13 protein-coding genes are annotated in these 13864 nt (G+C 71.4%); 4 read left to right on the top strand and 9 right to left on the bottom strand.

What is annotated here, in order from left to right; all coding sequences use genetic code 11:
• The first annotated feature begins 117 nt into the window (after nt 1-117).
• Entirely contained in the window at nt 118-1047 is a 930-nt protein-coding gene (locus AC5L35_RS23570; protein ID WP_495061845.1) for a GntR family transcriptional regulator, read from the top strand.
• A gap of 355 nt (nt 1048-1402) precedes the next feature.
• On the opposite strand, the gene proS is transcribed toward AC5L35_RS23570, so the two are convergent.
• From proS to AC5L35_RS23540, 6 genes are all read right to left on the bottom strand, one after another.
• Complete coding sequence (gene proS / locus AC5L35_RS23565) at nt 1403-2821, bottom strand: proline--tRNA ligase (protein ID WP_495061844.1); 1419 nt, start codon at nt 2819-2821, stop codon at nt 1403-1405.
• 109 nt (nt 2822-2930) lie between these two features.
• A complete protein-coding gene (locus tag AC5L35_RS23560; RefSeq protein WP_495061843.1) occupies nt 2931-3581 on the bottom strand; it encodes a hypothetical protein in 651 nt (216 codons plus the stop codon).
• Between the two features lie 76 nt (nt 3582-3657).
• Nucleotides 3658-5373 carry an acyclic terpene utilization AtuA family protein gene (locus AC5L35_RS23555; RefSeq protein ID WP_495061842.1) on the bottom strand — a complete coding sequence of 572 codons (1716 nt, stop codon included), beginning with the start codon at nt 5371-5373 and terminating at the stop codon, nt 3658-3660.
• Nucleotides 5370-6176 carry a TIGR03084 family metal-binding protein gene (locus AC5L35_RS23550; protein ID WP_495061841.1) on the bottom strand — a complete coding sequence of 269 codons (807 nt, stop codon included), beginning with the start codon at nt 6174-6176 and terminating at the stop codon, nt 5370-5372. Before AC5L35_RS23550 ends, AC5L35_RS23555 begins: the two co-directional genes overlap by 4 nt.
• A gap of 22 nt (nt 6177-6198) precedes the next feature.
• Nucleotides 6199-8181 carry an acetyl/propionyl/methylcrotonyl-CoA carboxylase subunit alpha gene (locus AC5L35_RS23545; protein WP_495061840.1) on the bottom strand — a complete coding sequence of 661 codons (1983 nt, stop codon included), beginning with the start codon at nt 8179-8181 and terminating at the stop codon, nt 6199-6201.
• A gap of 8 nt (nt 8182-8189) precedes the next feature.
• Nucleotides 8190-9788 carry an acyl-CoA carboxylase subunit beta gene (locus tag AC5L35_RS23540; protein ID WP_495061839.1) on the bottom strand — a complete coding sequence of 533 codons (1599 nt, stop codon included), beginning with the start codon at nt 9786-9788 and terminating at the stop codon, nt 8190-8192.
• Nucleotides 9789-10043: 255 nt separating this feature from the next.
• On the opposite strand from AC5L35_RS23540, the gene AC5L35_RS23535 reads away from it, so the two are divergent.
• The 3 genes from AC5L35_RS23535 (at nt 10044) to AC5L35_RS23525 (ending at nt 11921) form a co-directional block, all read left to right on the top strand.
• Nucleotides 10044-10529 (top strand): MauE/DoxX family redox-associated membrane protein, encoded by a 486-nt coding sequence (locus tag AC5L35_RS23535; RefSeq protein WP_495061906.1) that lies wholly within the window; start codon nt 10044-10046, stop codon nt 10527-10529.
• Nucleotides 10526-11329: a DsbA family protein gene (locus AC5L35_RS23530; RefSeq protein WP_495061838.1), complete on the top strand. Its 804-nt coding sequence runs from the start codon at nt 10526-10528 to the stop codon at nt 11327-11329. Before AC5L35_RS23535 ends, AC5L35_RS23530 begins: the two co-directional genes overlap by 4 nt.
• Before the next feature lie 124 nt (nt 11330-11453).
• Nucleotides 11454-11921 (top strand): nuclear transport factor 2 family protein, encoded by a 468-nt coding sequence (locus tag AC5L35_RS23525; RefSeq protein ID WP_495061837.1) that lies wholly within the window; start codon nt 11454-11456, stop codon nt 11919-11921.
• On the opposite strand, the gene AC5L35_RS23520 is transcribed toward AC5L35_RS23525, so the two are convergent.
• From AC5L35_RS23520 to AC5L35_RS23510, 3 genes are all read right to left on the bottom strand, one after another.
• Complete coding sequence (locus AC5L35_RS23520) at nt 11839-12318, bottom strand: hypothetical protein (protein ID WP_495061836.1); 480 nt, start codon at nt 12316-12318, stop codon at nt 11839-11841. The genes AC5L35_RS23525 and AC5L35_RS23520 overlap by 83 nt on opposite strands.
• 740 nt (nt 12319-13058) lie before the next feature.
• Nucleotides 13059-13394, bottom strand: coding sequence for a winged helix-turn-helix domain-containing protein (locus AC5L35_RS23515; RefSeq protein WP_495061835.1), 336 nt, complete (start codon nt 13392-13394; stop codon nt 13059-13061).
• A complete protein-coding gene (locus AC5L35_RS23510) occupies nt 13391-13843 on the bottom strand; it encodes a hypothetical protein (RefSeq protein ID WP_495061834.1) in 453 nt (150 codons plus the stop codon). Before AC5L35_RS23510 ends, AC5L35_RS23515 begins: the two co-directional genes overlap by 4 nt.
• Between the last annotated feature and the right edge of the window lie 21 nt (nt 13844-13864).

Raw genomic sequence — 13864 nt, 5'->3', positions numbered from 1 at the left:
AACGACGTGATCTTGACAGTGCACTTTCGCAGTGCCCTAGCGGACCCGCCCTATCTGCGGGAGGGAAACCATGATGGCCGTCGTTCAGCGGCCCGTTCGTACTAGTACAGTTGGACTGTGTCGCCAGTCGAGGAGAGCGAGCGGCCCTACCTTCGGGTCGCCGCGGCCATCCGCCACCGGATCACGTCGGGCGCGCTCCGGCCTGGTGACCGCGTGCCGTCCACCCGGCAGGTGGTTCGCGACTTCGGCGTCGCCATGGCCACGGCCACCAGGGCGCTCACTGTCCTACGGGACGAGGGACTGGTGGTCACCCGGCCGGGATCGGGCACGGTCGTGCGCGGCCCGGAACCGCCGTCGCGGCGCGCCGGACGCCCACCGGACCGGGCACTCACGACGGAGCGGATCGTGGCCACCGGCATCGCCGTCGCCGACGCGGACGGCCTGGACGCCGTGTCGATGCGCCGGCTCGCCGCCGAGCTCGGCGTCGGCCCGATGTCGTTGTACCGGCACCTGTCCGGGCGCGAAGAGCTGGAGCACCTCCTCGTCCGCGCCGTGTTCCGCGCGCATCGGCTGCCCGAGCCGGGGCCGCCCGGGTGGCGCGCGAAGCTGGAACTGGTGAGCCGCGTGGAATGGGCGGCGTACCGCAGGCACCCGTGGCTGCCCGAGCTGATCTCGCTGACCAGGCCACTGCTCGCCCCGGAGGCGATGGCCCACACCGAGTGGACGTTGCGGGCTCTCGACGGGCTGCCCCTGACCCCCATCGAGAAGACGCGCGAAGCGCTCACCCTGCCCGCACTCGTCCGCGGCCTCGCCGTCACCGCGGCAGCGGAGATGCGGGCCGAGCGGGAGACCGGGATGGCCAACGACCAGTGGTGGGTCACGCTCGACGACGAGGTGCGCGCCCTCATGGCCTCCGGCCGCTACCCGAGGCTCGCCGCGGTCCCCCCGGAAGGGGTGCAGGACCTCGACGCCCTGCTGACCCACGCCATAACCCGCCACCTGGACGGCCTAGCAGCACATCTGGCTCGGAGCACTGTGGAGCCGTAACGCTGTTCCGTCAGCCGTCAGGCAGCACTGTGGCTCCCCAGTGCGCATCCTTGGCGAATCCGTCGGACCGCGGGCGCGGACACCGTCTGCACCAGGTCGGCCCCGGAGTGCCGGATGTGCACGAACGCCGTCATCGACTACCTGACGCAGCTCCTGCAGGCCGCAGGCCATCCGGCGCCCGACCCCACCGCCCACGCGCTGCACATGCTCATGGACGGCGCGGTTGTCACCGCCCTCCGTGAACGCACGCCCGACGCGGCCCGCCGCCATCCTCCTGGCTGCCCGGAGCACTCCGGAGCCATAGCGCTGTTCCAGGAGCCGTCAGACAGCACTATGGCTCCGATCTGCGCTCCTCCTAGTAGGCGCGCCCGATCAGGATCGTGTGTTTGGCGGGGTCGCCCGTCATCAGGCACGTGGGGGCGGGCGGGTCGGCGTCGACGATGCATCGGATGGTGGCGCCGGTGCCCTCGTTGAGCGCGCGCTCCGACCCCTCCGCGCCGGACCAGGCGGCGAGAAACAGCCCTCCGTCGCCGACCCGCTGCGTGAGCTCGTCGAGGTCGGTGACGGGATGGGTGTGCTGTTCGCGGAAGGTGCGGGAGTCCTCGAACAGCGTCCGCTGGATCTCCTCGAGCAGGCCTGCGGCGGCCCGTGCGGCCCCGTCCAGCGGCACCGGACGCTTGGTGCGGGTGTCGCGCCGCACCACGGTGGCCTGCCCGGCGGCCAGCTCCCGCGCACCCACTTCGATCCGGACGGGGACGCCCTTCAGCTCCCAGTCGACGGTGCGCCGACCGAACGAGGTGTGGGCACGCGTGTCGGCGTGCGCGCGTACGCCGGCGTCGCGGAGCTCCGCGACGATGCGCTCGGTCGCCTCTGCGACCGCGCTCTCCTCCCCCAGCTGCATGACCACCACCTGGTGCGGCGCGATCGACGGGGGCAGGCGCAGCCCGCGGTCGTCGCCGTGGACCATGATCACCCCGCCGATCATCCGGGTGGACGTGCCCCAGGAGGTGATGGCGGCGTGGCGGAGGTGGCCGCCCGCGTCCAGGTACTGGATGTCGAAGGCGCGCGCGAAGCTGTGGCCGAGGTTGTGGCTGGTGCCCATCTGGAGCGCCTTGCCGTCGCGCATCAGCGCCTCGCAGGTGAAGGTGTGGTCGGCACCGGCGAAGCGCTCACCAGGCGACTTCTCTCCCACCGCGACCGAGATCGCCAGCGTCTCCTCCATGAACCGCCGGTAGACCTCCAGCATGCGCCGGGTCTCCGCGACCGCGTCGTCATAGGTGGCGTGGACGGTGTGGCCCTCCTGCCAGAGGAACTCGGTGGTGCGCAGGAACAGCCGCGGCCGCAGCTCCCAGCGGACCACGTTGTTCCACAGGTTGATCATCAGCGGCAGGTCACGATGGGACTGGACCCACTTGGCGAAGTAGTGGTTGATGACCGTCTCGGAGGTGGGCCGCACCACCAGCGGCTCGGCAAGCTGCTCCCCGCCGCCGTGGGTGACCACGGCCAGTTCGGGGGAGAAACCCTGGACGTGCTGCTTCTCCTTCTCCAGGAAGCTCATGGGGATGAACAGCGGGAACGCGGCGTTCTGGGCGCCGGTCGCCTTGATCCGACGATCCATGTCGGCCTGCATGAGTTCCCAGATCGCGTAGCCCCACGGTCGGATGACCATGGTCCCTCGAACCGGGCCGTTGTCGGCCAACTCGGCGCGAGCAACGACATCCTGGTACCAGGCGGGGAAGTTCTCCGCCTGCGAGGTGAGTACGGCTTTGGCCACGATCCTGCCTCTTCTTGTGTGCCGGCGGCACATCGGAACGGACAGTCATGACGGTAGCCGGAGCGAGCAAGCAGTTTTCGGGGTCGCCGGATCACAGGCGCCTCTCGTACTATTCTTCGAATGCGACCTTTACTTCGGGTACGTTCATCTTCCCGGCCAGCCTTCTCTTGTTGGGAGCCACCATCCCGTTCCAGGTGATATAGGCACCATCGGCTTCGCCGGCCTCGACGATATGAGCGTCTGGCAGGTGCCCCTCCCTCTTGAGGTACTGCATCGTGCCCTGCACGGAGCCGCCGATCAGGGTGAGAGTGAAGCCGGCCCCCTGACCGATGCCGCCGACCAACGCCCGCAACCCGGTGATCAGGTCGATCCGACCCTTTCCGCCGGTCCCCGTGGAGTCACTGTGGAGCATGAAGGCGATCTGCCCGTTGTAGCCGCAGACAGCGACACACGGCCCCATGTCGGTGGTCGACAGCGTCTTCGACGTGTCGGTCGCGCTGATGACCTTGCCCTTGCCATTCCCCTGGGTGACCTCGACACCCGTGAGAACGGTGGCAGCGACGTCAGCTCCGTCCTCCTCCGTTCTTTGGGCGATCAGCTGGTTCACTGCCTGGTTGCCGCTGGAACGCTGGAGTTGCACGATGCTGTGCGGAGAGAGCAACGGAGACGTGGCGCCGGCCTGATTGGCATCGGCTCGCTGCTGCGCGTGCCGCTTGGGCACGACCTTGCCTTTGCCCGGATTCTGCCCTTTCGCCCTCACGCTGCGACTCCTCCCGACCTACGTCGAACATGTCTGATCACGCGGATATCCGGAATTGCGGATACGAAGCCGCCCATCACGGAAGCAGCTCCACCGGTACCTCCACAACCCTGCTGCGCAGGTACTCCCCCAGCCCTTTCGCCTGCGGGTCCGGGCGGGTCGAGGAGGCCACGCCCGCGCCGAGGATCCCGTGCACCACGACGTTGAGCGCCCGCAGGTCGGGCAGTGGCCACACGTCGATCGGGAGGTCCGCCGCCTCGGGTCCGAGCAGTTCGCGGGCCTTGTCGGCGGTCAGGAAGCCACGCAGCCAGGCGTACTCGGCGTCGGTGCGGGTCCACACCCCGATGTTGGCGTTGCCGCCCTTGTCCCCGGACCGCGCCCCGCACACCACACCGAGCGGAACCTTCGTGCGCGGCCCGTCGTGGACCGGCGCGGCGGCGGGGGCCTGCGGAGGCGGCGGCACCGCACCGACCTCCGGATCGTCGATCACCAGCCGCTCGCCGTCGGGCAGGACGACCGTGTGCTGCACGGCCGAGCGCGGGACGGCGGCGGGCCGGTAGATCCCGTAGGCCGACTCCGCGGTGGGCGGGGACGTGGTGTGGAAGCCGGCGTACCCGCCCAGCGCGAGTTCCATGGCGGCGTTGGAGAACGCCCGGCCGACCGTGCGCGGGTCGGGGTCCTTGACCGTGATCCGCAGGTGGGCGGTAGCGCGCTCGTTCGACGGCGCATCCGGGGTGTCGAAGCGCAACAGCCGGACGTCGACCTCGGCGAACCGGTCCCTGCCGCCGAGCACCTCGAACAGCAGTGCCTCGGCGTGCGCGGCCTTGGCCTCGATGTCCAGCCCGGTGAGCACCAGCGTCATGGTGTTGCGGAAGCCGCCCGCCTCGTTGAGCGCGACCTTGAGCATGGGCGGAGGTGCGCTGCCCCGAACGCCGGAGATCGCCACCCGGTGCTCGCCGTCCTGTGCCAGCCGGATCGTGTCGAAGTGCGTGGTGCAGTCCGGACCGAGGTAGGCGGGCTCGGCGATCTCGTAGAGCAGTTGGGCGGTGACCGTGCCGACCGAGACCAGCCCGCCGGTCCCCGGGTGCTTGGTGATCACCGACGATCCGTCCGCGGCGACCTCGGCGATCGGGAACCCGGGGTAGCGGCGGTCGGTGATCTCGTCGAGGAAGGCGTAGTTGCCGCCGGTCGCCTGCGGTCCGCACTCGATCACGTGCCCGGCGACGACCGCGCCGGCAAGGGCATCCCAGTCGCCGTGCCCCCAGCCGTGCCACCACGCTGCCGGCCCGACGACGAGCGAGGCGTCGGTGACCCGCCCGGTCACCACGACGTCGGCCCCGGCCGCAAGGGCCTCAGCAATCCCCCAGCCGCCGAGGTAGGCGTTGGCGGACACGGGCTTGCCCTCGACGGGCGGGGTGATCGCCCCCAGCGAGCCGCGCAGGTCGTCGCCCTCGACGTGCGCGACCTTCGCATCCAGCCCGAGCCCGGCGGCGACCTCCCGGACGGCCACGGCCAGCCCGGCGGGGTTGAGGCCGCCTGCGTTGGCGACGATGCGGATGCCCCTGTCCAGGCACGTCGCGAGAACCGCCTCGACCTGGGTCAGGAACGTCCGCGCGTATCCCGCGGTGGGGTCCTTGGCCTGCGCCTTCGCCAGGATGAGCATGGTCAGCTCGGCGAGGTAGTCGCCGCACAGCACGTCGATCGGGCCACCATCGACCATCTCGCGGGCGGCTTCGATCCGGTCGCCGTAGAAGCCCGAGCAGTTGCCGATCCGCACGGCGCGCCTGCTCACGCGGTCCCTCCCGAGAACTGCGCCGGCTCGCGGCCAGGTCCTGGCGTCCCGGCGAACGCCTGCCCGATCTCGACCCACTCCCGGGCAGCGGGCCCCGTGACGTCCAGCACGAGGTCGTCGCGGTGGCGCCGCCGGGTGACGAGGAGGGCGAAGTCCAGCGCCGGACCGGCGATCTTGTTCGCGGCGTCCGCCGGTCCCCACGTCCACACCGACCCGTCCGGCGCGGCCAACTCGACCCGGACCGGGACGTCGGGCAGCACGCGGTCGTGGATCGCGTAGCTGAACGCCCGGGCGCCGACCCCGATGTGGGCGACGTGCCGCAGCCGCGCACTCGGCTCCCGCACGACCCCGAGCGCGTCGGCGACGTCCTGGCCGTGCGCCCAGGTCTCCATGATCCGCGCCGTCAGCGACGATCCCGCGCTCATCTCCGGCCCGAACCACGGCACCCGCAGGCGCGGATCGAGCCCGCGGAACGTCTCGACCAACCGGTACCGCGACCGGTCGAACCAGCGCAGCAGTTCGGCCCCGGACCGGTCGCGGTACCGGGCGGCGACGGCGTCCGGGTCCACGCCGTCCCGGGCGTCCACCCGCTGCCGCTCGGCGCGGAAGGCGTCGGGATCGACGGCGGACTGCACGGCCATGTCGTCGAAGAAGGCCAGGTGCGAGACCTGATCGGAGATCGTCCACCCCGCCGCGGGGGTGTCGCGCCGCCACCCGGCCTCGTCCAGGCCGGCGACCATCGCGCGCAGCACGGCGGACTCGGCCGCGAGGTCGTCGGCGAGCGCCGTCATCGATACCGGCATCGGCTACCACCTCCCGCGATGGTCATCGTCGGTCCACGCCTGCCTCCTCGACCACGGCCAGCACCTGGCCCATGTCCACCTGGGTGCCAGGAGCGACCGCCAGCTCGGCGACGATCCCGTCGACCGGCGCTGCGACGGTGTGCTCCATCTTCATCGCCTCCAGCACCACCAGCGGCTGCCCCGCGGTGACCGCGTCGCCGGGGCCCGCGAGCACCCGCACCACGCCGCCGGGCATGGGCGCCAGCAGCGACCCGGGGTGTGCGACGGCGTTCGGATCGGCGAAGCGCGGCACCTCGGCCAGCGCGGCCGACCCGTCCGGTCCATCCACATAGGACCAACCGGGCACGCGGTGCACGGTGTAGGTCCGCCGCACGCCCCCCACCTCCAGCTCCACGGCGTCCGGTGTCGCCAGCAGGAGCCGGGCGGGCAGCGGCTCGCCGTTCACCGCCAGCTCCAACCCGGCCCGCCGGAAGGCGTAGGTGACCTCGAACGTCTGCTCGCCTGCGGTGTAGGCGGCGCGCTGCGGCATCCCGCCGACGTTGCGCCAGCCGGACGGGAAGCCGCCCAGCACCCGTGCCGACGCCCGGTTCGCGGCCTGGGCGGCGAGTGCGGCGGCAGCGGCGTGCACCGGCCCGCCGGCGGCAGCCGCGCCGAGCGCGCGAGGGTTGTGCCTGGTCAGGTAGCCCGTGTCGGTGCGGCCGGCGAGGAACTCCGGCTCGCGGAGGATCCCGACGAGCAGGTCCCGGTTGGTCGTGACGCCGTGGATCTCGGCCCGCTGCAGCGCCCGGGCCAGTATCCGCACCGCCTCGGCGCGGGTGCGGCCGTGGGCGATCACCTTGGCCAGCATCGGGTCGTAGTGGGTGCCGACGACCGACCCGTCGACCACGCCGGAGTCGACGCGCACACCGGGCAGCGCGGGGATGCGGAAGCGGTGCAGTGTTCCGGTCGCGGGCAGGAAACCCGCGGCGACGTCCTCGGCGTAGAGCCGGACCTCGATCGCGTGCCCGGTGATCGCGGCGCCGGTGACCTCCGGGGGCAGCGGCTCCCCCTCGGCCACCCGCAGCTGCAGCTCCACCAGGTCCAGCCCGGTGACCAGCTCGGTGACCGGGTGCTCCACCTGCAGCCGGGTGTTGACCTCCAGGAAGAAGAAGCGCCCCTCCCGGTCCAGCACGAACTCCACGGTCCCGGCGCCGGTGTAGCCGATCGCCTTCCCGGCGGCCACGGCGGCGGCACCGAGCTCGGCGCGCAGCGCGTGGTCGACGACCGGCGACGGGCTCTCCTCGACGATCTTCTGGTAACGGCGCTGGATGGAGCACTCGCGCTCGAACAGGTGCACGACCTCGCCGTGGGCGTCGCCGAGGATCTGCACCTCGACGTGCCGCGGGTCGACGACGAACCGCTCCAGGAACACCGTCCCGTCGCCGAACGCCGACGCGGCCTCCCGCCGTGCTCCCTCGACGGCCGCCGCCAGCTCGGCGGGCTCCGCGACGGTCCGCATCCCGCGTCCGCCACCACCGAATGCGGCCTTGACCAGCACCGGGAACCCGATGTCCGCGGCGACCGTGGCCAGGTCGGTGTCCTCGGTGACGACGACACCGGGCAGCACCGGCACCCCGGCCTTCTCCATCAGGGCCTTGGCCTCGAGCTTCGACCCCATCGACGCGATCGCGTCCGGCCGGGGTCCGACGAAGGTCAGCCCCGCCTCCGCACATGCCCGGGCGAAGCCGGCGTTCTCGGAGAGGAAGCCGTACCCGGGGTGCACGGCATCGGCGCCGGTGGCCCGCGCCGCGGCGATGACGAGGTCACCGCGCAGGTAGGTGTCCGCCGGGGCGGACCCGGGCAGCCGCACCGCCTCGTCGGCCAGCCGGACGAAGGGGGCGTCGGCGTCCGCGTCGGAGTACACGGCCACGGTGGCGACACCCATGGCGTGAGCGGTGCGCACGACCCGCGCGGCGATCTCCCCGCGGTTGGCGACCAGGAGCTTCGAGATCCCTGTCGACGGCATGGGGGCGCTCACATCCGGAAGACGCCGAAGCCGCGACGGCCGGCGACGGTGGTCGAGTGGACGGCGGACAGCGACATGCCGAGCACGGTCCGGGTGTCGCGGGGGTCGACGATGCCGTCGTCGTAGAGCCGGGCGGTGATGTGGAAGGCGTGCGACTCGGCCTCGATCTGGGCCTCGATCGCCTCGGTGCGCCGCCGGTCGGCCTCCTCGTCGAACGGCTTGCCCTGCGACGCCGCCGAGGCCCGCCCGACGATCGACATGACGCCCGCGAGCTGCGCCGCGCCCATCACGGCCAGCTTGGCGCCCGGCCAGGCGAACATCAGCCGCGGGTCGTACCCGCGGCCGGACATCCCGTAGTTGCCCGCCCCGAACGACGACGCCATGGTGATCGTCAGGTGCGGCACGGTGCTGTTGGTGACCGCGTTGATCATCTTTGCGCCGTCCTTGATGATCCCGCCCTGCTCGTACCGGGCCCCGACCATGTATCCGGTGGTGTTCTGCAGGAACACCAGCGGCGTGTCGGTCTGGTTCGCCAGCAGGATGAACTCGCTGGCCTTCTTGGCCTCCTCGCTGAACAGCACGCCGCGGTGGTTGGCGAGCACGCCCACCGGATAGCCGTGGATGCTCGCCCATCCCGTGACGAGCGAGGTGCCGTAGAGCGGCTTGTACTCGTCGAAGTCCGAGCCGTCGACGGTGCGGGCCAGCACCTCGCGGGGGTCGAACGGCACCTTCGGGTCCGGAGGGATGATCCCGAGGATCTCCTCCGGGTCGTAGCGCGGCGGTTCAGGGGCCGCCGCCGGGAGCGGCCCGAGCTTGTGCCAGTTGATGCGGGAGATGATCTGCCTGCCGAGCCGGATGGCGTCGTGCTCGTCGACGGCGAAGTAGTCCGACAGTCCGGAGACGCGGGAGTGCATCTCGGCGCCGCCGAGCGCCTCGTCGTCGGACTCCTCGCCGGTGGCCATCTTGACCAGCGGCGGCCCGCCGAGGAACACCTTCGCCTGGCGGTCGACCAGCACGGCGTAGTCGCACATGCCGGGCACGTACGCCCCTCCCGCTGTCGAGTTGCCGAAGACGATCGCCACGGTCGGAACGCCGAGCGACGACAGCTCGGTGAGCTCGTGGAAGATCCGTCCGGCCGGCACGAAGAGATCGGCCTGCGTGGGCAGGTCGGCGCCGCCGGACTCGACGAGGTTGACCACCGGCAGCCGGTTGACCCTGGCGATCTCCAGCGCGCGCAGCGCCTTGCGCAGCGAGTAGGGGTTCATCGCGCCGCCGCGCACGGTGGGGTCGTGGCCGATGACCATGCACTCCACACCGCACACCACGCCGATCCCGGTGAGGACGGACGCGCCGACGGTGAACCCGGTGCCCCACGCCGCCAGCGCCGAGAGCTCCAGGAACGGGCTGTCCGGGTCGAGCAGCAGCTCCAGGCGCTCGCGGACCGGGAGCTTCCCCCGGTCACGGTGCCGCTGGGTGTAGCGCTCACCGCCGCCCGCGACGACCAGCTCGAGCTGCTCGTCCAGCTGTGCCAGCACCTCGAGCTGGGCCGTGCGGTGGCTCGCATACGTCTCGGAGGACACGTCGAGCTGCGACCTCAGTACGGTCATCGGGCTCCCTGGTAGTGCCCGGCGTACAGCTCCCGGACCACGTGCTTCTCGATCTTGCCACTGGACGGGGGCGGCGGGGCGTCGACCGTACCGCGCGGTTCACGGCGCGGCCGTGCTCAACGGGGTCATGAGCGGCCCGGCCGATGTCGAGCAGGCGGCCGACCGCTGAACCGGCCGCACCGCGTGATGCGCATCCCCCGGGGACACACATTTTCCGGCGGTAGCCTCGCGACCGTGGCGCGTCCCTCGACCCGAATGCTCGACACCGTCGGCACCCTCGCCCGGCTGGGCCTGGCTGCCGTGTGGCTCGTGTCGGGCGCGATCAAGCTGGCCGACCCCGGGGGCACCGTGGCGTCGGTGAAGGCCTACGAGCTGATCCCGGACGGCCTGGTGAGCGTGGTGGCAGGCGTGCTGCCGTTCCTGGAGCTGGCGCTCGGCCTGCTGCTGGTGCTGGGCGTCGGCGTCCGCCTGGTGGCGGTGCTGTCCGGAATCGTGCTGCTCGTCTACATCGCCGGCATCGCGCAGTCCTGGGCCCGTGGCCTGACCATCGACTGCGGCTGCTTCGGCGGCGGCGGGCAGGTCGCCGCGGGCCAGACGCACTACCCCGAGGAGATCCTGCGCGACACCGGGTTCCTGCTGCTCGCCGTGTGGCTCGTCGTCCGGCCGAGGACGTTCGCCTCCGTCGACGGCTGGCTCGTCCGGTCGCAACCGGAACCCGTGACCCTGGAGAACGCATCGTGAGCAACACCCAGCAGAGCAAGGGCGCAAAGAGGAAGTCGGCCTCGTCGGGCCGGGCGGTCGCCGCCGCTCGCGCCGACCGCGACAACAAGCGCAAGAACATCGTCGCCGCCGTCGTGATCGTGGTGATCGCGGCGGCCGTCTTCGGCGGGGTCTTCCTCCAGAAGCAGAAGGCCACGACCGCGGCACAGTCGGTCATTCCGACGGTGACGGTGGCCGGTTCCGCCCAGTACCCGGTGGTGCTCGACCCGGCCACGGCCACCGTGCTGGCCGGGAAGCCGACCGCACCCACCACGGTCGACGCGTACGAGGACTTCCTCTGCCCGATCTGCGGGGAGTTCGAGTCGGCCAACTTCCCCGCCATGGAGAAGCAACTCGAGGCAGGCACCATCAAGGTCCGGTACCACATGCTCAACCTGCTCGACGACCGCTCGACCCCGTCCGGCTACTCCACGATGGCCGCGAACACCGCGCTCGCGGTCGCCGCCGCGGCACCGGACAAGTTCATCGACTTCCACGACAGCCTGTTCAGCAAGCAGCCCGAGGAGAACGGACCCGGCTGGACACAGGCCCAGCTGTCCAACCTGGCCGGGCGGCTCGGCGTGAGCGGCCCCGCCTTCGACTCGGTGGTCAACGGCAACACCTACGGCGCCAAGATCCAGTCCAACCTGACCGCCGCGGAGGCCGACCCCGCCCTCCAGCAGCAGGGCGCCTTCGGCACGCCGACCGTCGTGGCGAACGGCAAGGTCGTCAACTGGCAGCAGGACCCCAACTGGCTCAGCTCGGTGGTCCCGACCCACTGACCGACGCGGTCGTACACATCGCTCGGACGCGTGATGCCTTGCCGTATCGCGGCTCTTAACGTGGGGCTCGGCGCCCGGACCTCCCGGACCGTCGCCGTTTCCTATGAATGATCGAGGAGCTGGCATGGCCGACCGCTACCCGATTCCCCCCTACACGTTGGAGACGGCGCGGGAGAAGGCGCGCCTCGCCGAGGACGCCTGGAACAGCCGCGACCCGGAGAAGGTGGCGCAGGGTTACACGATCGACTCCAGGTGGCGCAATCGTCACGAGTTCCTGCACGGGCGCGATGAGATCATCGCCTTCCTGACGCGCAAGTGGGAACGAGAGCTGGAGTACCGGCTGATCAAAGAGCTCTGGGCTTTCGAGGGCAATCGGATCGCCGTTCGCTTCGCCTACGAGTGCCACGACCTGGACGGGAACTGGTTCCGCTCCTACGGCAACGAGAACTGGGAGTACGACGAGCACGGCGTCATGGCTGTCCGGCACGCCTCCATCAACGACCTGCCGATCAGCGAGTCGGAGCGCGCCTACCACTGGCCGCTCGGTCGCCGTCCGGACGATCACCCGAGCCTGAGCGACCTGGGCTTCTGACCACCGTCGACGCTCCGTCGAGGCGGATGATGTCGTCCCGGTGGAGGGTGCGGTCGGCGACGGCGTCCAGCAGCGGCTGGTCGTGGGAGATCGCGAGCACCCCGATCCCGCTGTCCGGGCCCTGGTCAGCAGCAGTTGCCCGATGCGGGCCTCGGTGACCGCGTCGAGGAAGCCACCAGGCACCGGCGGTGAGGTAGCGCATCGACTCGGCGAGCAGCACCCCGATCGACGGCTCGGCCGGGTCGACCCCCAGGCCGAGGAACGACAGCGCGGCCTCGTGCAGGATCGCGTGCGGGACCAGCAGCACCGTCCCGACGAGGAAGTGGCCGGTCAGATGCCGCACGAGGTGGCGGCGAGCGATCCAGCCCCGGCCGCGCCCGAGCTGTCGGGCGACCACCTGCCGGGCCTGGCCGCCGCGAGTCGCCCGGTCCGCGCGCGCGAGTCGCCCGCCCACGTCCTCGCAGAGCGGGCGTCCTCCTCGCAGACCCCACCGCCCCTGCGACGAACCCACCCGGGCTGCGAGGACACCCCACCACCCGCGAGTCGCCCGGTTCAGGCGCGCGAGTCGCCCGGTTCGGGCGCCCAGCCACCCCCGCCACGTCCTCGCAGAGCCGCCGTGCTCCTCGCAGGGCCCACAGCCTCTGCGACGAACCCACCCGGGCTGCGAAGACGCCCCGCCACCCGCGAGTCGCCCGGTTCAGGCGCGCGAGTCGCCCGGTTCGGGCACCTGGGCCGTCGGCCAAACTGGCCTCCCGACCTTCACGCCGCTGCGCTCGGCCGGCCCACCCGCGAGTCACCCGGTTCGCGGGGCGAGTCGCCCCGACCACGTCCTCGCAGATCGGGCGTGATCCTCGCAGACCCCACGACCCCTGCGACGAACCCACCCGGGCTGCGAGGACACCCCACGACCCGCGAGTCGCCCGGTTCAGGCGCGCGAGTCGCCCGGTTCGGGCGCCCAGCCACCCCCGCCACGTCCTCGCAGAGCCGCCGTGCTCCTCGCAGGGCCCACAGCCTCTGCGACGAACCCACCCGGGCTGCGAAGACGCCCCGCCACCCGCGAGTCGCCCGGTTCGGGCACCCAGCCACCCCACCACGTCCTCGACCACTGCACCCGCCGGGTCGGTCGAACGGGTCGGGTCAGGGCGTTTCCCGCGGGGCGGCGCCGGATGCGGACACCGAGGGCGCGCGGTTGACCAGTTGCCGCAGGGCTTCGACGTGGCCGTCGAAGGCTTTCCGGCCTTTCGGGGTCAGGGTGACCAGGGTGTGCCGTCGGCGACCCGCGCCTTCCTTGCGGATCTCGGCATACCCGGCGTCGCTGAGGGTGGAGACCTGTTTGGAGAGTGCGGAGTCGGTGAGTTCGAGGCTTTCCTTGAGGAAGCTGAACTCCGCCCATTCGGCGGCCGCGAGGAGTGCCATCAGGCCCAGCCGGGTCGGCGGATGGATCAGTTCGTCGAAGCCGGCTGGGGTGGTCATACCGTCGTCCGGCGCAGCAGCGCCCGGTACAGCGGTTCGCCGGCCGCGACGAGGACGACGAACAGCACGCCGACGAGGGTGTTGCGCAGTGGGAAGTCGATCTGGTCGACCAGCCACAACAACGCGAGACTGACAGCGCCGGCCGCGAGCCCCATGCCACCGAGCACGGCCCAGAACCGGCCCGTCATCTGCGACTTGTGCATGACTACCGTGCTGCGCCGGCCGGCCCGGGTGAAGCAGATCACGGCGGCGACCATGCCGATGAGGAAGAGGGTCAGCCCCAGTAACTCGGACACCGGAAGGTCCATTGCCGCGAAGCCGGCGACCATCGCGAGCATGCCGGTGGCGTCCCAGCCGCGGTGCCGGCCGCGGGACGCGCCGTCGATGGCCTGGTTGCGGCGCTTGGCGACCTCCGCGAGGCCGGCCTGGGCATCCTCGATGTTGTTCATTCCGATCCCTCCGACGTTTGA

The organism is Pseudonocardia sp. OZ21 (genome assembly GCF_059359135.1).
Note: the sequence above shows the minus strand (reverse complement) of the source record. Positions and strands in the feature narration are given on the sequence as shown.